Raw genomic sequence first — 25,765 nt, forward strand, 5'->3', positions numbered from 1 at the left:
ATGCTATGGCCAAGCTTCATGGCTGCCCTAAATGGAGGAAATACTATGGCACAGATTACAGGTATCGACGAACAGGGCTCCAGGAACACCGAAACATCGGTACTCTCAAAACTGCGAGGATTAAAAAGACGTCTGCACCGGGCCCGCCATAACAGCGGCAAACGCTCGTCAACCACCGACAGGGTCCGCTTCGAGGCGATGGAGCCACGAGTCCTGCTCTCCGCCGACCTCAACCCGCTTGCCACCGAACTACTCGCCGCAGCCGACCAGAACGAGCAGATCATCTACCAGTCCCTACCGGCTGAACAGGCTCCGGTCATCGACATGGCCCTGGCCGATCCCTACCTGCCTCCCTTCGGCTCCCTGGTCCACACAGCCCCGGTACCATCTAGTTTCTCTGCCGTAGATGAAACAGACACCTTCACGGTCAGCACCGATCCGGGCCAGAGCATGACTATCGCCATTCTGCCGACCAATCCCGACATCCAGGCCCGGTTGGAGGTGACAGACCCCGATGGCGGCGCCCACTTTGTGGAAGCAGCTGCCCCGGGAGAGGCAATCTTCCTGCATAACCTACCCTCAGGGGCAACCAACGTCGGCAGCTTTTCAATCGAGGCAACCAGCATCAGCGGCACCGGTGACTACCAAGCCGTGTATTGGCTCAACGCAGTGGTCGAAACCGAGAGTTACGGTGGTCCAACCAACGACGACATTACCTCAGCCCTCACCCTCAGCGCCTCATCCCTTGCCCTGCCCAATGGCGCTGATCGCCTGGCTGTGGTTGGCAAGGCGGACAACACAACCCCTGACTACTACTCTTTTACCTTGAGCGCCGGCCAACAGGCCACCCTCGCCCTGAGCCCATCGGCTCCGGAAGCGGCACAGGATTCGGTCACTCTGGAGCTTCGCAACTCTGCCGATGAGTTGATCTCCATCGCCGATGGCACTGCCAGCAACGCCACCCAATCAATCCGAAATTTTGTCGCCCCGACTGACGGGACCTACTATGCCCGAATCAGCGGTCAAACCGGCGTAGAATACACACTCCTTGTCACCCGTAATGCCGATTTTGATTTGGACCCCAACGGTCAAATCTCCAACGCCCAGCCCATTTCAGCAACTCACACAGTACTGGGAAACATCGGCTCTACGACGGAAGCAGGATTTAGCGGAGCGACTATCAAAGTCGCGGTATATAATAACGGCGGGAGCATCGCCAGCATCATTAGTCAGCTCAACGACGATACCTATTTCGATTTCACCGCCACCTCAGTCTCCGGCGCCGGACTTGACACCGTGGCTGAACTGAACGCCTATGACGTGGTCATCATCGGCGACAGTGATGGCAATTACCCGTATGAAAACATCGCCCCCGCACTCCGTTCCTGGGTTGAAGCCGGTGGCGGAGTCGTGGGTACCGGCTGGTTGAGTTACTACGCCGGTAGTTCATCAGGCGCACCGGTTACCGATATCGATGCAATCATCCCCATCCAACTTACCGGGACCTACTTTTATACCAGCACCCCCACCGTAACAATTGTTGACGCCACCCACCCCATCACCCAGAACGTCGTCACATTCTCCAACTCAGGCCAATATATTTCATCCAGCAATTCGGGTGCGGATGCAGGCGCATCAGTCCTCGCCACAACCAACGGCATGCCGGTAGTCGTGGCCGCAGAAGCTGGTTTAGGCCGAAGTGCGTACCTCGGCCCTGTTTATGGCCAGTACAACTGGTCTTCGACCAACGCCGACCGCCTCCTTGAACAGGCCGTGGCCTGGGCTGCCAGCGGCAAGGACACCGTCGATCACTACACCATCGAGGTAACCGCCGGCAGCGCCTTAACCATCGAAACCACCACCCCTGGCGGCACCGCAGGCGAGCCGATCAACGATCTTGTGCCCCTCGTCGAACTCTTCGCCCCCTCCGGCTCCCTGGTTAGCTCTCAGCACAACAATGCGGCAGACGGAAGAAACGTTCTGATCTCCCTTCCCTCGGAACAGACAACCAATGGCACCTACCGAATCAAAGTAACAGCATACTCCGGCACCGGTGACTACACCCTGCAAGTAAGCGGCGCCAGCGCCCCGACACTTGCCGACCTGACCGTCACCGCCTCTGTGAATAACGGCGCCACTCTGCCCACCTTCCCTGATGCCATCACCCTCACCTTCTCAAGCGCCGTCGATGCCACCAGCCTGCTTGCCAGCGACCTTACTGTCAATGGAACGGCCGCTGACAACGTGACCCTGGTCAGCACCAACCAAGCCCGTTTCGCCATCGCTTCCCTGGCCGGAAACGATGGCGACTACACCGTCCAACTCGACGCTGCTGTGGTAAGAGGACTCTCAGGACAAGACAACACCTCGCTTTCCCTAACATTCACCCTGGACACCACGGGACCAAGTATCATTTCCAGCACCCCCGATGTCGGAGAAGTCCTTGCTGTCGGCGCCAACAGCATCAGCATCACTTTCGACCAGGAGCTTGATCCTGAGCAGCTCTCACTCGACGACGTCGCTCTTCACTCAGAATTTAACAACATCGATATTGCCGCCGTCAACCTGATCTACGACAACTCCACCTCCACTGTAACCGTCTACTTCCCAGACCTTGACGAAGGCCAATACACCCTGACCCTGTTCGCCACCCAGCAAAGCTTTACCGACCTAGTGGGCAACCCCATGCCTGGCAGCGATTACACCCTCTCTTTTGCTATCGATTCCGCAAGTCAGGCCTACCCGGCACTCACACCCAAGATGCCCCTGGGTTCAATGATCTACGACCCCATGGCAGCAGGCGCCTTCCACGAAACAGGGGACATCGATGAGTTCACCGTAGAGCTTGACGGCAATCAGACATTAAGTGTAGCTCTTTTCCCCATCGACACCACCTTCCAGGGCCAAATCGAGATTATTGGCGCCGACGCCAGCAGTCTTGGCACCCACACCGCCGGCAGCGCCGGTGAAGTAGCCGTGCTCAACACTGTTGCCGCACCATCTCAAGGAGCCTACACCATCCGCGTGACCAGCATCGATGGCACGGGCCGATATGAGGTCGGGGTGATTCTCAATGCGGCAGGCGAGATGGAAGACATCGGCCTGGGCGCAAATAACGGCATCGGCTCCGCCCAGAGTATTGACGCAAGCTTCATTGACCTGGGCAACGGTGCAAGCCGGGGTGCCGCCACCGGCGCCATTGCCAAACCGGTGTACAGCGAGCAACCCAGACTGCTCGGCACCACCGGCAATGGTGGAACCCTGAGCACCCTGGTGGAAATTGACCCCACGACAGGCGCCATCATCAATACCATCGGCGACATCGGTTATGCGATAAATGGCTTGGAATTCGACGCCACCCGCAACCGGCTTTTCGCTACCGTCTCCAATCAAGACTCGAATGCCCCAAATTCGTTGATCGAAATTAACATAAACACCGGCGCCGGAGCGGTCATAAGCAACCCAGGCTACGGCACCCTGACGAACCTAACCTGCGACTCCATGGGACGTCTATACGCCTGGTCACAGAACAACAGCGCACTGCTGGAGCTTGACCCCGACACAGGAACCGGAACACTGCTCACTTCCACCAACATCTGGCCGAACACTCATGGCTTGGCCTCCGACGCCAATGACACCGTGTACCTGATCAATGGCAACGGCTATGTCTACCTGCTCAATCCCCAGACTGGCGGCTCGACCTATCTGTTCGATATCGGCAACACCGGGGTTGGCAACGGCAATGCCGCCCACCACGGCGATTTCGACCCGCTTACCGGCTATTACGTTGGCATCAGTGAACCGTGGTCAAACAACACTTCGCTGGTGGTGGTCGACATGGCCGGAGAAATGGTTGTCGCCACTCATGACACCGGCGTCCTTTTGCACACCCTGACCTTTACACCTGGCGTCCTCGATACCAGCGCCATGGATACTGAAGACTGGTTCCAGTTCTCCCTGGGGGAACAGGAGCTGGCTACCATCGCCCTGACCACGAGCACACACAGCGCTCCTAAAGGACTGGGGCTCGACCTATACAACCCCAATGGCGAACTCCTGGCCACAGGTACCGCTGACGCGACCAACACGACACTTGCCATCCGCGATGCCAAGGCCTTCATTACCGGCAGTTATTCCGTTCGGGTCCGTAGCGGTTCCCCGGCCGATTACACCCTGGTAGTCACCAGAAACAGCGCCTTTGAACAGGAAAATAATGATACTTCCGGTCAGGCTCAGGACATCGGCAAAACCGGGCAAGTTCTGGCCCATATCAGCGAAGACCTTGACAGCTATGCCGTTCATGCCACGGCAGGCGACACCCTGACCATCTATACCACCACCCCGGGCGTTGGGGCCGGTGAGCCAAACAACACCCTTGATCCGGCCATCACTCTCCTTGATCCGAATGGCACAGCTATTGCCGACGACGACAACAGCGACGCGGACAGTCGCAATGCCTGGCTCCAGTTTATGGTCACCGAAACTGGAACCTACACGGTGCAAGTCAGCGCCACCACCGGCAGCGGAGACTACACCCTCACCGTGGAAGGGGCATCCGGGCAACAAGCGCCTTTTACAGTGACCGCCGCCGTGCCGGAAAACAATGCCGGCATCCAGAACTACCCCGGCACCTACCGTATCACTCTGTCCGAACAGGTGCTGCTGACCTCTCTCAGCGCCGATGATCTGACCGTCAATGGCGTAGCCGCCACCGCTGTAACGGTGATCGACGGCAATACCCTGGAGTTCGACATCTCAAGCGCCGACATCGGTCCAGACCAAGTGTACACGGTATCTATCGCCGCCGGCGCCCTGCAAAGCGTTTCCGGCGCTGGACTTGAAGAGTACAACGCCTTCTTCACCACCGACCAGACCCCACCGGTGGTTAATTCCATTTCGGTGGGAGATTGGTCAGTACAGACGACCGACCCGCTCACCATCAGCGTGACCTTTTCCGAGCCCATGGACCCCGTTGGCCTAGGTGTGGAGGATGTGACCCTGACCGATGACCTCGGCAACAGCTACAACGCCACCAATCTAATCTACGACGCCAATACCAACAGCGCCCAGATCAGCTTTCCAAGCCTGCCGGAGGGAGCTTACATCTGGAGTCTATTGAGCAATCCCACAGCGTTCCGGGACCGCGCAGGACTCCTGCTGGATGGCGACGGTTGGGGCGGCCCAGGCGGCAATTTCTCGTCTGCCTTTTACGTCGATGCCGACACCCAGGCCTACCCTGTACCGCTTACAGCCATCCTGCCAGACGGCTCCCTGATCTACAATTCTTTGGTTAACGGCCAGTTCCACGAACAAGGCGATGAGGACACCTATACCCTGGAGATTGAAGCAGGCCAAGTCCTTACCGTGATCTTAGCCAGCGACAACCCATCCTTGACCGGTGAAATAGAGCTGTTCGATCCAAACGCCAGCTCCCTTGGGGTGATCACCGCGTCGGCAAACGGCGCCGACGCGGTATTGCAAACAATCGCCATCACCGAAACTGGCGCCTACAGCATCGTCGTCAGGTCGGCGAGCGGCGATGGTCGCTACCGTCTCCAGGCCCTACTCAACGCGGCCAAGGAAGTGGAGGTTTCCGACCAGAACGACTGGAGCGCCATCTTGGCAACAGCCCAAGATATCGACTTAAGCTTCATCGACCTGGGTCACGGCGCCAGCCGCGGAGCGGCCATCGGCCAGATCAACTCGCCATATAGTGATCCTCCGGTCCTGTTCGCCACCATCCGGGCTTCAAACTCCAGCGACCCAAGCACCCTGGTGGAACTCAACCCCGCCACCGGCTCGATAATCCGGACTATCGGCGCTATCGGCTATGCCGTCAATGGCCTCGAGTACAACCCAACTCGGGGGATTCTCTACGGCACGGTCTCCAGCAACGACCCCAGCGCCGCAAATTCCCTGATAGCTATCGACATGGCAACCGGCGCCGGATCGATTATCGGCAATCCCGGGGTCGACACCCTGGTAAACTTGACCTGCGACTCCTCCGGCCGGCTCTTTGCCTGGTCACAGGACAATAGCGCGCTCTTTGAACTCGACCCGGATACCGGCAACGGCACACTGCTCAACTCCACCGACATCTGGCCCAACACTCATGGACTGGCCGCCGACGCCAACAACAATCTCTACCTAGTCAATGGCGGCGGCGATGTCTATCTCATCGACTCCCAGGATGGCTCCTCAAACTATCTGTTCAATATTGGACAAACCGCCCACCACGGCGACTTCGATCCAGACAGCGGCTATTACTTCGGCATCAGCGACACCTCAAGTTCGGCTTCCCTGGTTGTCGTTGACATGGCCAGCCAAAGTGTGATTGCCTCCCATAACACCGGTATCGCCATCCACACCCTGTCGTTCAAGCCCGGTGTTCTTGATACCGCCCCCCAGGATCTCGCAGACTGGTACAGCGTCAGCCTGCCAGGAGGGCAGAGTTCAACCATCACCCTGTCACGCAATGACCGAACCCTGCCCGGGTCCGTGGAACTGGAGCTATACAACGCTACCGGCGACCTGCTTGCCACCGGCAGCACCGACTCCACCACCCTGGACCGCTATATCTCCAACTTCACCCCGATCGCGGATGCCACCTTCTACCTCAAGGTCAGCGGTGATCCGACAGGCTACAGCCTGGTGATCACCCGTGGCGCTGATTTTGACCTAGAACTCCCAGCCATTCAGGACATCTCCATCACCGACACCGTTCTCGGCTTCGTCGGCGGAGGCGCAGGAACAGGCGATCTCGGCTCCGGCCCCAGCGGCTCAACCGGCTTGGGCGTCAACCTCTATGATGCCAGCGGCTACCTTTGGGACATCCGGAGCGATGGTAATATTAACAATGGCACCTCGGATGCCTACGACGGAGGCATGTACCTCTCCGGATTCCCCAACTTCTCCACCGCCCTGACTGAAGAGAGCGGCAGAGAGATCATTATCGGTCCGGCGACGATCGACGGCCTCAGCATAACCCGCAAGATTTTCGTCCCATCGGATCAGAGCTTCGCCCGCTTCCTGGAGATCATCCACAACCCAGGCAGCTCCAGTGTCAACTACACCCTGCCCATCTACACCAATCTAGGTTCGGACGGGTCAGAGAGGTACATCATGACCTCCAGCGGTGACTCAACCGTCACCGTTAACGACAACTGGCTGGTCACCGACGATTCCAATCCCGGCACCAGCGGAAGCGACCCGGTGGTGACCCATGTCGTGGCCGGTGATAACGCCCAGATTCGGCCTGCCACCTTTACAAGATCCGGGGATAACATCAATTACAACTACACCCTCTCTTTGGCTCCGGGAGAGACCAAGATCATCATGCACTTCGCATCCCAGGCCGGCAACCAGCCCACCGCTGTCACTCGGGCGGAACAGCTCGCCAACATGGAACTCGATGCCCTCCGTGGCATGAGCGCTCAAGAGCGATCACGGGTCGTCAACTTCAACGTGGGCGACCTGGACGCCTTCACCTTTATCGTCAACCTGGGAGACAACCTGGTCATTGAGACCACGACTCCTGGCGATGGAGACGGTGAGCCCCAGAACACTCTGAATGCGGCGCTGACGCTCTACGCCCCGGACGACAGCGTTATTCCGTCAAGCGACTACACCGAATCCTCACCTGACGGCCGCAATGCCCGCATCGAATACACCGCCGCCCAGGGCGGCATTTACCGAATCGAAGTTCGAGCCGAAAACGGCACCAAAGGCGCCTACCTGCTCACCGTTTCAGGCAGCACCGCCAGTGTCGACCACATCCCGCCCACGGTAATCAGCAGCAGCCTGACTAATGGCGACATCGTGCCGCCCGGCGATCTCACCTATACCGCTACCTTCAGCGAAGAACTGGCCACCCTTGGTCTGGGCTTCGACGATATCCTGCTGACCAACACCGACACCAACGAACTCGTTCCCTTTGCCACCAGTGGACTGAAGGGCGAGTACTGGAATATCGGGCACACCATCAACAACCTGAGCGAAATAGATTTCACGGCGACACCTACCCATACCCGCACCGACAGCCAGGTAAGTTTCAGTGATGGCGACGGCATGAGCGGGCTGGGTCTCTATGACTACTTCGCTGCCCGCTGGACCGGCTCCATCCGTGCCGACGTGGAGGGAGACTACACCTTCTTCATCAACAGCGACGACGGCAGTCGTCTCTACATCGACGGCAACCTGGTAATCGATAACGACGGTGTGCACGGCGCCAGGGAGTATTCCACCGTGCTGCATCTTACCGAAGGATATCACGACCTCCGCCTGGAGTTCTTTGAAAACGGTAGCGGGGCCTATATCGGTCTGTCCTGGACGCCTCCCGGAAGCGGCAAGGCGCTGATCCCGGAGAGCGTACTCTACAACCAGTACGGCTCCGACATCGACCTGCTGAGCTACGATCCGTCAACCAGCACCCTTACCGCGAATTTCCACGGCCTGGCTGAAGGCAACTACAGTCTGGCGCTTGTTCCCTCGGCCAATGGCTTCCGCGACACCCAGAACAACCTTCTGGACGGCAACGGCGACGGCATCAGCGGCGGCAATTTCGTAGTCACTTTCCGCGTCGATGCGGCAAACGCTATCCCAATGGCGGCGATGCAATCGGTCGCCCCTTCCGGTTCACTGATCTATGACCCACCCTCCAGCGGGAGCCTGTTCGGAACCGCTGACAGCGATGACTTCACAGTGGCGCTTGCCGCCGGCCAGAAGGCCACGGTACGGGTCACCCCCAATGGCGCCGTACTCCAAACCCAGGTCGAACTGATCGCCCCGGACGGCTCCACAGTCCTTGGCACTGCCGCCGCATCAGCCGCTGGCGCTACCGCGCTGCTGCAAAACGTGCCGGTGACCAGCGACGGCGCCTACACAGTCCGGGTGACCAGTATCGCCGGTGTCGGCGCCTACGACACCCAACTGATTCTTAACTCGCAGCTTGAGACCGAAAACTGGGGTGGCATTGACAACAACACCCTTGCCAACGCCGAAAGCCTGGACGGCTCAAGTGTTGCCCTGGTAGATTCAGCCGACCGGCTGGCCGCCCTTGGCGCCATTGCCGGCGATGACGACTGGTTCAGCTTTTACCTTGACGCCGGACAATCGGCAAGCATCGCCGTTACCCGCACCGATTCGCCCACGGCCAGCGGCCTGACCCTGGAACTCCGCGCTAGCGACGGTTCGGTCCTGTCCTACGGCATCAGCGACCCAAGTAACGTCGATCAATCCATCTCCGCCTTCCTAGCCCCGGCGACCGGCACCTACTATCTCCGCGTCTCTTCCGCAACCACACTCCCCTACAGCCTGGTGGTCACCCGCTCTGCTGATTTCGGTGTGGAAACCTCAGCCCGAGCCCAAGATATCTCCACCACCGGCCAAGTGCTGGGCGCACTCGGCAACCAGGGCAGCGGCACCGCCCATGTCATCCGGGTGGCAGTGCTGAACAGCGGCAACGCCGGCACTGTAATCAACCAACTCAACGACGACACCTACTTCGATTTTACCGCTACTTCGGTGAGCTACAGCCAGATCGACACCGTTGCCGAACTCTCAAATTATGATGTAGTGATCCTCGGAGACTCCAACACGGCGCACAGCCAGATTGCTGCTATTGCCCCGGCCCTGCGCCAGTGGGTGGAGAGCGGTGGCGGCGTGGTCGGCACCGGCTGGGTTATCTATACCGCTGGTTCCTATGGTGGGACCCCGGTGGCGGACATCAATGCCATCCTGCCAGTAGACACTACTGTCGGCCACATATATCAATACAACCCACTGATCGATATCACTATCACCAATCATCCAGTAACCACGGAGGTAGCTGATTTCTACCCCGGCACCTACTCCGAATACTCCACCGGCGTTGATGCCGGGGCCACAGTGCTTGGTTATGCCGGAACCCGCGCTGCAGTAGTAGTAGGAAACCCAGGCGCTGGGCGAAGCGTCTACCTTGGCCCGCTTTACATGGTCAGCGGATTGAGCAATCAAACCAGCGGACCGGCTGACCGGCTGCTGGAACAAGCCGTGGCCTGGGCTGCCGGCGATAGAACGGATAGCTATACTTTCCAAGCCACCGCTGGCCAAGAATTAACTATCGCCACCACAACCCCAGGTGATGGTGCTGGCGAACCGCACAACACCATGGACGTGCGACTGGAACTCTATGACCCCAATGGCGGCCTGGTAGCCAGTGATGACAACAGCGCCGCTGATGGCCGCAACGCCCAGCTGGTCTATATGCCGGCAAGCACCGGCACCTTCGAGGTGCGGATCATCACCGCGGGAGACAACGCCAGCGCAGGCCGTGGCAACTACATCCTGCAGGTCAACGGCGCCAATCTCGACTCCGCCACCAACCCGGCCCCCGAGGTAGTGGCAACCATCCCTGCGGAAGGAGCAAATTTCATCACCCCGCCCACGTCCATCACCCTGACCTTCTCCGAAGCGATCGGCGTCGGCTCGGTGCAAGCCTCTGACCTGACGCTTGACAACGGGGCCACCGCCACCGCCGTCGAGTTCATTGACGGCCGCACCGTGCGTTTCACCCTCGACATTACCAACACCGAGGGCACCTTTAATTACACGTTAGCAGCAGGAGCGCTGCAGGATTTGCAGGGTGTGGACAATCTTGAACACAGCGGCAGCTTCCATGTCGACCACACCGGGCCAATGGTGGTCTCCCAATCTCCCGCAACCACAACCAATGCCCCGTTCAATACCATCGACATGGTATTCAGTGAGGGCATTGCCGCCGCCTCGGTGAGCTCCGCGGATATCACCGCCTTCACCGGGCCGGGAGGCTCCAATCTCCTGGGGCAGATCACCGGCGCCAGCGTGGTGGGCGGCAACACCCTGCGAGTGACCTTCAACAGCCAGTACGCCGAGGGCGACTACTCCCTCACCGTCAGTCCGACCCTCACCGACCTGGTCGGCAACCTGATGAATCAGAACGCCAATGGAGTGAACGGCGAGAGCGGAGACGGCTACACCGCCACGGTCCATGTCGACTCAGTCGACCTGATCGCACCAGTGGTCACCGCACCTGCTTCGGCCCTCTGGGGGCAGCAGATCACGGTGAGCTGGGTGGGACACAATAATCTCTCCGCCCCGGCCACGGCCAACTGGTATGACTATGTCATCCTCTCCAACAACAACGTGCTTGACAGCAGCGACAACTACATCGCCTACCGTCACCCCGGTGTCCAGCCGCTGGCCGGTCACACCGATTACAACAACAGCGTCTCCTTTACCCTACCGCTCAATCACACTTTGACGGAAGGCACCTACTACCTCTTCGTCCATTCCGACCAGGGTAATTCCCAAGGCGAGGCTGACAACAACAATAACGTCAGCGCTGCCACTCCCATCGTGATCAGCTACGGGACCCATCCCGACCTGGTGGTACAGAATCTCGCCGTCGCCGCAACGCCGCAGTTGGAGTCCGGCGCCTCGGTCGCCATCACCTGGAACACCGCCAATATCGGCAACGGGGTGATGAACGGCTATTTCTATGACCGGGTCAATGTCTACAACGTCACCACCAGCACAAACCTGGGGAACTGGGACTTCTGGTATGACGGCAGAAGTTCGGCTAACAATATCGCCGTCGGCGCCTCCATCGCCAGATCCCACAGCATCACCCTTCCCGACGGCCCCAGCGCCGTGGGCGAGTTGCGGTTCACCGTCACCACCGACATCTACAGCCAACTGTTCGAACGTACCACCGCCGGGGTTTCCGGCGACAACAACAACAGCGCAAGCGTCACCCAAACCTCAACGCTCGCCTCCTACGCCGACCTACGGGTGGAGAACCTCATCGTCACCCCAACCGCTCCTGAGTCAGGCCATGTCATTACCATTGCCTGGAATGACGCCAACCATGGCACCAACACCACCGAGGCCAACTTCTACGACCGAGTACGGGTGATCAACACCTCCACCGGATCGACCCTGCTCGATACCTGGCAGATCTACAATAGCTCCACCATCGCCGCCGGGGGAACAGCCGCCCGCTCCTATGACTTCCGTCTGCCCGACGGACCGACCGGAGTTGGCAATCTCCAGGTGATTATCACCACCGACATCAACAACAACATCTACGAGTACATGGCCGGTCAAACCCCGGCAGCCGAAAGCAACAATGAGACATCAACCACTTTGACCTCGACGCTGGCTATGTATGCCGATCTTCAGGTACAAAACATGACGGTCACTCCGGCCACCCCGGAATCGGGCCATCAGGTGACCCTGGACTGGACCGACGTCAACACCGGCAACCTGGCAAGCGGCGGCTACAGCAACTTTATCGGGGTCAAGAACACCGCCACCGACCAATGGTTGGTCTACACCTCTGTTGTGTCCGGAGCGGTGGAGGCTGGCGGCAGCCAGGCCCGAAGCTACAGCTTCACCCTGCCGGACGGCAACGCAGGCGTTTCCACCTGGGCCATCACCATCACCAATGACTGGGGCAACAACGTTTTCGAGTACAACGCGGGCGGCACGGCGGAAACCAACAATACCGGCACCGCTTCCACTACCTCCGTTATCGCGGCCTATGCCGATCTGGTGGTGGACAGCCTCAGCGTAACCCCGGCCAGCGGCCTGCAATCCGGCGGCACCCTGCAGATCACCTGGAACGATCTGAACAATGGCAACCTGGCAGCCGGTTCCTCCTGGCATGATCTGGTACAGGTGGTAAACACCAGAACCGGACAGACCCTGCTGTCAACCACTGTCTATCACAATGCAGGTACAGAAGGGAGCCTCGCTGTCGGCGGTACGTTCGCTCGTTCCTATGATTTTGCCATGCCCAATGGCGATGCGGGAGTCGGCGACATCCAGGTCACGGTGACTACGGATTATTACAACGGCCAGTATGAATACAATACTAGCGGCACCGGCAACACCAACAACAGCGCGACCAGCACCGTCACCTCAACCATCGCGCCCTATGCCGACTTAGAGGTTAGAAACCTGGCCGTCACCCCCAGCGCCCTGCATACCGGTCAAACCATGACCATCTCCTGGGATGACACTAACACCGGCAATCTTGCCGCCGGCAGTAACTGGCACGACCGCATTGTGATAGTCAACACCACTACCGGTCAGACTTTGCTCAACACCACCGTCTACCATAACGCGACCAGCGAAGGCAATGTGGCCGCAGGCGCAAGCCTGGCCCGATCTTATGATTTTGCGCTCCCCAATGGTGACACCGGCATCGGCGACTTGACGATAACCGTCACCGCAGATACATACAATTATCAATATGAGTACAACAGCGCGGGTACGGCAGAAACCAACAACAGCGCCTCCACCTCTGCCACCTCGACCATCGCTCCCTATGCCGACCTGCTGGTGCAGAACCTGACCGTCACCCCGAGCAGCTTGGTGACCGGCCAGACCATGACCATCAGTTGGAACGACGTCAACACCGGCGATCTTGCCGCCGGCAGCAGCTGGTACGACCGCATTGTGGTGGTCAATAACACCACCGGCCAGACCCTGCTCAACACCACCGTCTACCATAATGCAACCAGTGAAGGCAGCGTGGCCGTAGGCGCAAGCCTGGCCCGCTCTTATGATTTTGCGCTCCCTAATGGTGACGCCGGGGCAGGCGACTTGACGATTACCGTCACCGCTGACACTTACAACGGCCAGTACGAATACAACAGCGCGGGTACGGCGGAAACCAATAACAGCGCCTCCACTGCCGCTAGTTCGACCATCGCTCCCTATGCCGATCTCCAGGTACAGAGCCTGTCCGCCACTCCCAGCAGCCTGGCAACCGGTCAGACCATGACCATCAGCTGGAACGACGTCAACACCGGCACCTTGGCCGCCGGCAGCAACTGGTACGACCGCATTGTGGTAGTCAACACCACTACCGGCCAGACCCTACTCAACACCCATGTCTACCATAACGCCACCAGTGAAGGCAGCGTGGCCGCCGGTGCAAGCCTGGCCCGCTCTTACAACTTCGTACTACCCAATGGTCCTAGTGGTGTCGGCGACCTGACCATAACCGTTACCGCCGATACATACAATTATCAGTATGAGTACAACGGCAGCGGTACAGCTGAAAGCAACAACAGCGCCTCCACCTCCGCCAGTTCAACCCTTGCCCCGTATCCTGATCTGAGCGTAGAGGGTCTCACCATCACCCCGAATCTCCATTCCGGCGATGCGGTTACCATCTCCTGGAACGTTGCCAACACCGGCAACGCCCCGACTGCCAGCTCCTTCTACGACTATGTCCGGGTCCGCAACACCACGACTGGAGAATGGCTCTACTCGAACACGCTCCACCACAATGCCGCATCCCAAGGCAGTATCGCTGCGGGCGGCAACCTGGCCCGCTCGGTGAGCTTCACCCTGCCCAACGGCACCCGCGGTGTGGGTGACCTGGAAGTAACTGTCAGCACCGACTGGTACAATCAGGTATTTGAACACAACACCTCCGGTACCGCCGAAAGCAACAACACAGCCACCACCACCGTGGCCTCGACTATCGGTGCTTACGCTGATCTTCAGGTCCAGAACCTCGGAGTCACCCCCTCAAATTTCAAGAGCGGCGACAGCGTAACCGTCAACTGGGAGGTGTTCAACAGCGGCAACGCGTCCACCTCCGGCTCATTCTACGACTTGGTGACCGTGGTCAATCAAGACACCAACGAGACCCTGGTCAACACTTGGGTCCATTACGACCAGAACAGTGGCGGAGTGATCAACAGTGGTGATTTCCGCACCCGCTCCTACAACTTCAACCTACCCCAGGGTACGCGCGGAGCGGGCAACCTGCTGATCACCGTAAACGCCGATGTCGGCAACTACATCTTCGAGTTCAACTCCGGCGGCACAGGAGAAACCAACAACAGCGCCAGCGCCAACGTCACTTCGCAAATGGCCCCGTACCCGGACCTGGCGGTGACCGACATCCAGGCTCCAGTCAGCGCCCTGGCAGGTCGCCCCAGTCAGATATCCTGGACGGTGTCCAACCTTGGCAATCTGACCGCCACCGGCAGTTGGTCAGAACAGGTCTGGCTATCCACCGATGATGCCATTGGCGGCGACCAACTACTGGCCACCTTCTGGTACACCGGCAACAACCTGGCAGCATCGGGCGGCAACGTCACCCGCACCGAGTCTGTCACCCTGTCATCCTTTGCCACCGGCTCATACCGGCTGGTAGTCCGTACCGATACTGGCAACGCTCTGTTCGAGACCAATGAGGCCAATAACGTCGCTATCGACGATGCGGCCTTTGACATGGGCGCAGCCCTGAACCTGACTCTGAACACCTCGCAAGTGGCCGAGCAGGCCGGGGCCAATGCCGCAACCGGCACCATCGTCCGCAGCGGCTCCACCAGCAGCGCCCTCACTGTCAATTTGTCAAGCTCGCACTCCGATCTGGTGTTGCCATCTTCAGTGGTGATTCCGGTAGGTCAATCCAGTGTCAGTTTCACGGTTGGAGTCACCGACAACACTCTCGTCGATGGCAACCGCAATGGTTCGGTCACCGCCACAGCCACAGGTTTTGCCGATGGCGCCGCCTCCCTGCGAATCAACGATAATGACACCCCGGTACTCAAGCTCACGGCTCCGGTTACCTCCGTGGATGAAGGGTATGGCCCAATAAACGTTACCCTGACCCGCAACACCCCAACCACCGAGGCCCTGACCGTCGACCTCACCAACAACAGGACCTACAAACTGACCTCACCGGCAAGCGTCGTGATTGCTGCGGGAGAAAACAGCGTGACCTTCCAGGTGACTCCGGTCAACGACACGGTAGTCGAAGGCAATCGCACGGTTGATCTTACGGCATCGGCCAATGGTTTCACCGCTGGCGGTCTACGGCTGACCATCCTCGATAACGACATCCCCACCATGACCATGGATCTCTCCACCTCGGTTGTCTCCGAGGGTGGCGGGCCAGCCGCCGTCCATGGCACCCTGACCCGCTCCTTTGTCACCGACAGCGAGGTCCGGGTGGTATTGAGCGGAGAATTGGGCCGAGTGAGGATGCCGAACTACATCACCTTCGTCGCAGGCCAGGCAACGGCTGAATTCGATATTGCGATTCTCGAGAACAACCTGGCCGACGGTGATCATCTGGTCCGAATCGGCGCAGCAGTGGTAGATCAGTTCTCCTCCGCCCCCCTTTCCGGAACCTATATCGAGAAATCGCTGCTGATCACCGATAATGACGGCCCGACACTAACGCTCACCATTGACAAAAATGTGCTGGCCGAAGCGGCCGGGGCCAATGCCGCCACCGCCACCGTGACCAGAAACACCGTCACCACCGAAGCGCTGACGGTGTACCTGACCTCAACCGACACCACCGAAGCGACAGTACAGGCAAGCGTCGAAATTCCCGCAGGGCAGCAATCGGTGACTTTTGCCGTCAATGCGATACAGGACGGCATTCAAGATGGCACCCAGAACGCCACCTTGACCGCAGCCGCCTCCGGATTCAACAGCGCGAGCCTAGTGCTTCAGGTTACAGATCGGGAACTGCCTGATCTTCAGGTTCAGAGTATCACCCTGCCGTCCAGCGCTGCGACGAGTTCCGCCATTGAACTCTCCTGGACCACCATCAATCAAGGACTCGGCGCAGCGAACAGCACCTGGGTGGACAACGTATACCTCTCCAGCGACAGTGTGCTGTCTACCGATGACCAGCTCCTTGGCTCTTACGCCGGCAGCTCACCCCTCGACACTAACGGCTCTTACAGCAAAACCATCTCGGTCAATCTCGGCACCAGGGTTGGTCAACTGTGGGCCTTCGTGGTCACCGACAGCGGCAGAAACGTCACTGAACTAAACGAAAACAACAACATCCGCGCCGCCTCGATGATGGTAACCCCGTCCTACGGCGCCACCGTGTCCACCAATACGGAACAGGCCCCGGAAGGGACCGTGATCCTGATGTCCGGTTCGGCGACCAACCTCGCCACCGGCGAACCCCAGAAGTACTCCCTGGTAACCGTCCGGGTAAAGAAAGGGGATACAATCCGCCAGATTGACGCACTCACCAACCGCGACGGAGAATTCACCGCTAAATTCACCCCGCTGCCCGGCGAGGCCGGCCATTACACGATCACTGCCGTCTTCCCCGGGGTTGCCGACGACACCCCCCAGGATGCCTTCGATATCCTGGGGATGAAGGCCATGGGCAGTATCAACGCCGCCCTGCTGCCTGGTGGATCACAAACCGGCCAGATCGAGATCAGGAACTTGAGTCCCATCGCCCTGACCAATCTGGCTGCCGCTATTGCCAATCTACCGCCCGGCCTGACAGTCCAGTTAGATGCCCCAACTGCGCTCCCGGGCTCCGGCACGGCCATGCTGGACTACACCATTACCGCTGCCGCAGACGCAACCGCTTTAAACGGCTCGACTCCGATTATCATCACCAGCGCCGAAGGCATCACCACCTCGCTGACGATGTCGGTTACCGTAACACCGCTGACCCCGCGCCTGGTAGCCAATCCTGGCTATCTTACCGCTGGTATGCTACGGGGCAGACAGTCCTCCGTCTCATTCGAGGTAACCAACACCGGCGGCGCTGCGAGCGGCCCCCTCACGGTGCAACTACCCACTAACATCCCGTGGTTGACTCTTGGCTCAAACGCCAACTTGCCCAGCCTGGCGCCGGGAGAGAAGGCGACCATCAATCTGCTTCTTAATCCAGGCCAGGACCTGCCGCTTGACATCTACCGGGGATCACTGAACGTCCTTGGCACCAGTACCCACGCCACTGTCAACTTCCAGTTCCGGGCCGTATCCGAGGCAGTTGGTGACGTCAAAGTGACGGTGACCGATGAATACACCTATTTTGCCGAGAACGCTCCGAATCTAACCGGCGCGACGGTCCAGCTCCTTGACGCCTACACCAGCCAGGTCGTCGCCACCGCGATCACCGATGACACCGGTGTCGTCACCTTTATCGGTGTCGCCGAAGGCCCCTACACCCTGCAGGCAAGCGCAACCAAACACGACACAGTGCGGCAAAGCGTCTATGTCACACCTGGCGGCCTGGTCGACCAGGAGCTGTTCCTCCACCGGCAGGCAGTAAGCTACAACTGGACCGTGGTGCCCACTGAAATCCAGGACCATTACAAGATCGTGCTGGAAACCACCTTTGAAACCGAAGTTCCGATGCCGGTGGTCACGGTTGACGAACCGTTCCTCATGCCCATGGTTCTGCCTGGCTATACCACCCAGTTCAGCATTACCATGCGCAACCACGGCCTGATCAACGCCACACAAGTCCGAATCGATGTGCCCAATGATCCGGACTACATCATCACCCCGCTGATCACCGAAATACCGGTTCTGGCAGCCAAGAGCGAAATGACCATCCCAGTAACCATCCGCCTGTCCGATGCCGGTATGGCGAAACTGAACGCCACCGGTGGGGATATCCAGTCTGCTGGCCCGGCCAGCGCCCTGACCAAGTGCCTCGGCCTCGGCGTGGTCTATACTTACGAGTGCAAGGACGGCAAGTATCAAAGAGTTCCTGTGCAGTTGGCTGCCACGGTCGGCTGCCTGGAAGGTTTCAGTGACGCTGCCGGCTCAATTTCCACATACCTTCTTGAGCGGGCCATGGGCAATCTGCTCGGAGCCGGCTGCGACGTCATCAGCATGGCGCTTGACTGTTACACCGCCGCTACTGGCAACGAGCTACTCGATGATTGCCAAACAGCCATCCTTACCACTGCCTGCAAAGCGCTGGCTGGTGGTCTAGCGGCAGGACCCGCCGGCGCCCTTGCCAGCGCGGCCAGCAACTGGTCCGATATCCTGGCCTGCCTCTGTAGCATCGACTGGGGCGGCAGCGGCAGCAGCAGCAGCAGCAGTGGCAGTGGCAGTGGCGGATGGGGCGGATGGGGCGGCTACGGGGGAGCCGGATCACCCTACGGAGTCCCCACCGGCTACACCTCCTACCTCAACAACTGCTCGGGCACAAGCAGCGCATCGGCAGGTGAGGAGGGCGATATTATCACCTCCGGCGACACCGCCCTCACTACTCAAAGCGGCGGGGTCTGCGCCGAGGTTCGCCTGCGTCTGGAGCAGGAAGCGGTCATTACCCGCACGGCCTTCCTGGGGACCTTAGAGCTGAACAACGGTCGAAGCGACACCTCGCTGGAAGATATCCGCCTGACCCTTGACATTCGGGATGCCGCTGGCAACGATGCCAACGACATGTTCCTGCTCCGCGGCCCGGTGCTGGATAATATCAGCGAGGTCAACGGACAATGGGTTCTCGGTCCGAGCACCAACGGCACTATCCAATACACCTTTGTCCCCACCAACGACGCAGCACCCGACGAACCAGTCCTCTACTACATGGGCGGCACCTTGCATTATGTTGAGAACGGCACGGTCGTCGATGTGCCGCTCCTGCCCGCTCGGATCACCGTCTATCCGGAAGCCCAGTTGGAACTTGACTACTTCTGGCAGCGCGATGTCTACGCCGATGATCCGTTCACCGACGAGATCGAACCCTCGGAACCGTTCGCTCTGGGACTCCAGGTAGTTAACGTCGGCAAGGGCGGCGCGGCAAACCTCACCATTACCTCTGCCCAACCGCAAATCATCGAGAACGAGAAGGGTCTGCTGATCGACTTCAAGATCATCAGCTCCCAGGTTGGGGCCAACCCTGGCACGCCATCACTGACCGTAAACCTGGGCAGCATCGCCCCGGCCGAAACCAAGACCGCCCAGTGGAACATGACCTCGAGCCTCCAGGGCAAGTTCAAAGACTTCTCCGCCACCTTCGAGCACCTGGATGATGCGGGCAGTCTGCGCACCTCACTGATCAAAGAGGTCAATATCCACGAACTGATCCGCGCCCTAAAAGTGACCACCCCGTCCGACGACAATATCCCCGACTACCTGGTCAACGATGTGCCGGATGAGAACAACACCCCGGATGTGCTGTACATGAGCACAGGAGGTCAGGCCGCCGTTTCCCTGGCCAGCGAAGCCGCCTTCGCCGGCAGCGGGTTGACCCGCACCCTGAACGCCACCATGGAGTCAGGATGGGCATACCTTAAAGTGGCTGATACCCTGCCAGGCTACGGACTCACCAGAGTGGTCCGCTCGGATGGCAAGGAACTGCCCATCGACGGCATGGTCTGGCGAACCAACCGGACCTTCCACGCCGGCGAGCCAGGGGCGACCTACGAAAACATGCTCCATCTCCTGGATTTCGACAGTACAGGCAGCTACACCCTGTATTTTTCCATCGTCGATTTTGAGGCCCCACAGATCACCGCGCTTAACGGGGTCTCTGGCGGACTACAGACCACACCGGTTGACGCCTTGGAGCTGACCTTCTCCGAGATCATCGACCAGGCAACTCTTACCGCCGCCGATATCCGGCTGACATTGAACAGCGCTGACGTCATTGTTTCCGACCTCACCGTCACCTACCTTGGCGGCACATCCTGGCGCATCTCCGGCCTGGCCAGCGCCACGGCAGATGACGGCAATTACCGTCTTACCGTGGATGCCCACGGTATTACCGATCTGGCGGGTAACTCCGGAACCAATACCGCCACCGTCGACTGGGCCATGGGCGCATCGGCTCCGGTAATCCTCGATCTCCAGGCAGTCTCCCCAAACCTGCGCAACACAGCGGTCGACAAACTGGATATCTCCTTCTCCAGAGATATGGATCCTGCAACAATCGATTGGACCGACCTGACCCTGACCAGAAACGGCAGTGCAGTGACCCTTAACGCCAGTGTCAGCATGGTCCAGATCGACGCTGCCACATATCGCGTTGTCGGCCTGGGCAGTTTCACGGCTGCGGAAGGAGCCTACACCCTTACCATCTCTGCCACGGCCACCGAAGACACTGCTGGCACGGCTGGCGTTGGTCAGTTCTCCCGTTCCTGGACCATGGACACCACAGCTCCGGTTTTCACCGGCATCGAGCATCTCACCACCAACCCGAGAAACATCGTGGTCATGGGGCTGGATGTGGACTTCAGCGAAGCAATTGATGCTTCCACCTTTGACTGGAACGACATCACCCTCACTAAAAACGGCGGCGACAACCTGATCACCAACGAGGTAACGGTGGAGCAGGTCGATGCCGACACCTGGAAGGTTAAAGGCTTCAACTGGAAGGTCGGTCAAGATGGCACCTATGTGTTGACCGTCAACGGCTCCGGGATCAAGGACCTGGCAGGAAACTTTGGTTCAGGCTCGGTGTCCGAGACCTGGGTGATGGACATTGTCGCCCCCATTGCTCCGACAAACCTCGTCCTCACCCCGGATAACGGCATTTCCAATACCGACGGTCGGACCAACTCCCTGACCCTGACCATCTCCGGAAACCTGCCCGAGACCGGCCTGGCCGTGCGTCTCACCGATACGACCACCAGCAAGGAACTTGGCTACGCCACGGTGACAGGGTCAGCTTTCAGCCACACCTTTACCCTAAGCGGCCCTGGTGCTCACAAGATCCGGGTACGAGTTGCCGATAGTGCCGGGAATCTGGCACAGGACAGCTTCTTCGATGTCTTTGTCGATGTCACCGCACCCGGAGTAGCTTCCATCGCCAGTGTTACTCCCAACCCGAGGACCACTGGGGTTGAATCCATCGATGTCTCCCTCGACGAATTGGTGATTCCATCCGGATTTACCTTCGAGGATCTTACTCTCACCCGTGACGGTGCAGCTATAGCCTTAGACAGCTCAGTCACGGTCAGCAATGTATCAGGTGTCCAATACCGAATCTCAGGTCTCGACGCCTTTACCTCCAGTCCGGGAGCCTACCAGCTTACGGTAAACGCCGCAGGTCTCACCGACTTGGCAGGCAACTCCGGCAGCGGTTCCAGGTCAGTATCCTGGACAACCCTGGCCACCCTACCCACCGGTATCCGCGGCTTTGTCTACGATGATCTGGACGGTAGCGGCAGCTTCAACCCTTCAAGCTGGAATCCGGAGATCGGCCTTGCCGACCACACCATTTTCCTGGACAGCAATAGTAACGGCATTCTGGACAGCGGTGAAGTATCCACCGTCAGCGGCAGCGACGGCCAATACGCCTTCAACAATCTGAGCGGCGGCGCCTACCGAGTGGTTGAGGTCGTACCCTCTTGCTGCATCCTGACCTCGCCGCTGTCCGGCGGCTACACCGTGAACCTGGCAGATGGCACTACCGCTACAGGCGCTGACTTCGGCAATTTCCGCACTGGAAGCATCAGCGGCATCAAATTCAACGACCTTAATGCCGACGGCACCCAGGACGCGGGCGAGGCCCCCTTGGCCGGCTGGACCATCTTCCTGGATCGTAATTCCAACGGTACTCTGGACAGCGGTGAGGCAAGCGTGATCACTGGCGCCGACGGCGCCTTCAGCTTCACCTCAATCGGCCCCGGTATCGTGATGATAGGCGAAGTGACGCAAAACGGTTGGCTTCGCACCACCCCCAACGTGCCTTACACCGTCAAGAGCGGCTTTGTCCTAACAACCGCTATTGGCAACTGTCAGCTATCCTCCCTGACCGGCTCCAAATTCAATGATTTGAATGCTGACGGCGTGTGGGGAACGGACGAACCTGGCATCGAAGGTTGGACTATCTTCCTGGACAACAATGCCAATGGCGTGCTGGATTCAGGTGAGGCCTGGACGCAGACCGACAGCGCTGGCAGATACAGCTTCACAGATCTGCTCCCCGGCAACTACACGGTAGTCGAAGTCCAGAGGGAAGGCTGGCAGCAGACCACACCTCTGCCCGGCTCGTCAAACGTCACCGTCACGACCACTGGTTCAAACATTTCCATGGAAAGCCTCAGTTGCGGCTGCGGCTCCAACTGGGCAACCAATACCGGTTCATCCTCGGTTGACTATGGCTCGGTGGCCATCAACTCCGCTTTGTCCTCGGTAGGCATCACCGCTCTCCGCAGCCAGCCGGGATATGCTGGTCTGGATGGCCGCGGCATCAGCACGGTCGTCATTGACACCGGCATCGACCTCAACCATAGCTTCTTCGGTCCCGACCTGAATGGCGACGGTATCGGAGACCGTATCATCTATCAATACGATTTCGCCGACGATGACGCCGATGCGAGCGACATCAACGGACACGGCTCCCATATCGCAAGCCTTGTTGGCTCCCAGGACGACCTCTATCCCGGCGTTGCCCCTGGCAGCGACATCATCGCCCTCAAGGTGTTCAAGGACTCCGGACAGGGATATTTCAGTTATCTTGAGCAGGCGTTGCAGTGGGTGCTGGTTAATCACGAAGCATATCATGTCGGTGTGGTTAACCTCTCCCTGGGAGATGGCGGCAACTGGACCGATCAACTCTCGCGCTACGGCATAGGTGACGAGCTGGCCGCCTTGGCGAAGACCAACGTCATCGTCATTGCTGCCGCCGGCAACAACTATTATCAGTTCGGCCGCATGGGGGTAGCCTATCCGGCATCCGATCCGGCTGCAATTGCCGTTGGCGCCACCTGGGCCGCAGACTTTGGCGGCCCATGGACAGTCTCTACCGGGGCGACCAATTACGCCACCGGCGTAGACGAGATCGCCGCCTTCTCCCAGCGTGACGCAGCACTACTTGACACCTTCGCGCCAGGGGCTCGTTTTAACGGGGCAGATCCTAACGGTGGCATCCGTACCATGCAAGGAACCAGCCAGGCTGCAGCCTTTGTATCCGGCGCCGCCACTCTGGCTCAACAGATTGCCCATGAAATACTTGGTCGGGGCCTGACCACCGGCGAGTTCGCCACCCTGTTGCGCTCTACCGGAGACCTGATCACTGACGGCGACGATGAGATCGACAACGTTCCCAACACAGGCATACAGTACCCACGTCTCAACTTTGAGAGGCTAGTTGCCCACATCACCGAATTTGGCGTTACCCAGTCAAGCGGCGGGGCAAATGTAGGAAGCGATGGAACGAGCGGTTTGCAGCAACAGGGAGAGGCCGGCGTACACACCGTAATTCTTGCTGCAGGAGCGACTCTGTCCGGCCTTGACTTCGGCAACTACCGCATTCGTCCGGCAATTGTCGAGACCACGGTACAATACGGCCAAGGTGCCACAGGTGTGGATGCGCTGACGGTGAGGTTCTCCGCACCAATGAACATCGCCGGGATGATAAGCGATGGTTCGATTGTATCGGCGATCTCTCTGGCCCAGCTAGATCCTTCCGCCTCCAACCAGGTTGTTGGCACGATAGCACTACGAGCCGATCAATTCTCGTACGATGACGGGACCAGCATCCTCACCTGGCTGCTCAATGGCCAGACAGGTGGCACCGATACCCTGCCGGCCGGCAGATACGAACTTCAGCTAGACTACAGCAAGTTCACCGATGCTACCGGCAGCAAGCTGCTGGGTGCTGGCGGAGGAGTCGCGTGGCTTGGTCTGCCGGTATTTGATGCCGCCCAGAATGTTCAGGCCAATGGCGCAGACATCCAGGTAACGGATTACTCCGTACCCACGCTAGCCGACTGGAATGCCGACGGCCTATCCGACCTGATCGTCGGTGAACAAACCACAGACGGAATCAACAAGTATGGCAAGGTTCGCGTATACCTCAACACCGGCTCGGCAACCACCCCGACATTCGGCAGTTTCTTCTACGCCCAGTCAAATGGCAGCGATCTAACCTTACCAGCTGAAGGCTGTCTCGGTGCCTTCCCCCGGCTCCATGACTGGAATGCGGACAGTTTGCAAGATCTAGTGGTTGGATTGGCAGATGGAACGATGCAGGTGTTCACCAACATCGGGACCTCCTCAACGCCAACCTTCGATTCTGGGGCCTTGGTGCAAGTCGGCCCGGCGAACGGTAAAGTGAACCTGGACGTTGGCGACAGAACGACCTTTGATATCACCGACTGGAATAACGACAACCTCTCCGATCTGGTGGTAGGCGCCTTTGACGGCAAGGTTCGCGTCTATCTCAATCAGGGTACTGCAGGCACCCCTGATTTTGCCGACGCAGTGGTGGTGCAAGAAAATGCCGCTGACCTGGTAGTAACAAGCGGGCGTGCCAGTGTAGATGTCTTCGATCTCAACCATGACGGACGTAAAGATCTGATCTTGGGCAATACCGAAGGACAATTGTTCTTCTACATGAACACGGGCACCGATGCCACTCCTGTCTTTACCGGCCATCAAGCGCTCAAGGCCGCCGATGTGGAGATAGACCTGCCCAACACCCCGCGGAGCAGGGAATTTGTCTGTGACTATAATCAAGACGGGCTTCCTGATATTCTGGTGGGATCACAAGGCGGACTGGTTCGTCTCTATACCGGCCACACCAATCCAGAAAACTATGCGTTCACGTTTAACGCCACTACCTCTGACATCAACCATCAGCCGGATGCCGTAAACGACAGTTACAGCGTGCACGCCAATCAGACGCTCAGCATTGACGCCCCTGGTCTGTTGGCTAACGACACCGACGCCGACAACGATACCCTGACAGTGACTACAATTGACGTGACCGGCACGCAAGGAACAATCACGATGTTCGCTGATGGGCATTTCAGCTTCATCCCGAACACAGGCTTTGTTGGCCTCACCAGCTTCGCCTACACCATCAGTGACGGGGTGGCCACAGATACAGCCACTGTGGCCATCGATGTGACCAACGCGGCACCAATAGCCGTTGACGAGAGCTATACCGCGCGCCCTGGACAGCTCCTCACCATCGATGCTGAGCACGGTGTGCTGGCCAACGACAGCGACCCGGACGGAGATGCCATTCACGTTGCATCAA

Annotated in this window: 1 protein-coding gene; it reads left to right on the plus strand. The window is 58.9% G+C overall.

Annotated elements, in window-relative coordinates; translation table 11 throughout:
* Positions 1 to 25,765: LEPR-XLL domain-containing protein (locus tag FP815_13035; protein MBA3015849.1), on the plus strand; the 25,765-nt coding region annotated here is incomplete at its 3' end.

The sequence above is a fragment of the Desulfobulbaceae bacterium genome (assembly GCA_013792005.1).
Lineage (GTDB): Bacteria > Desulfobacterota > Desulfobulbia > Desulfobulbales > VMSU01 > VMSU01.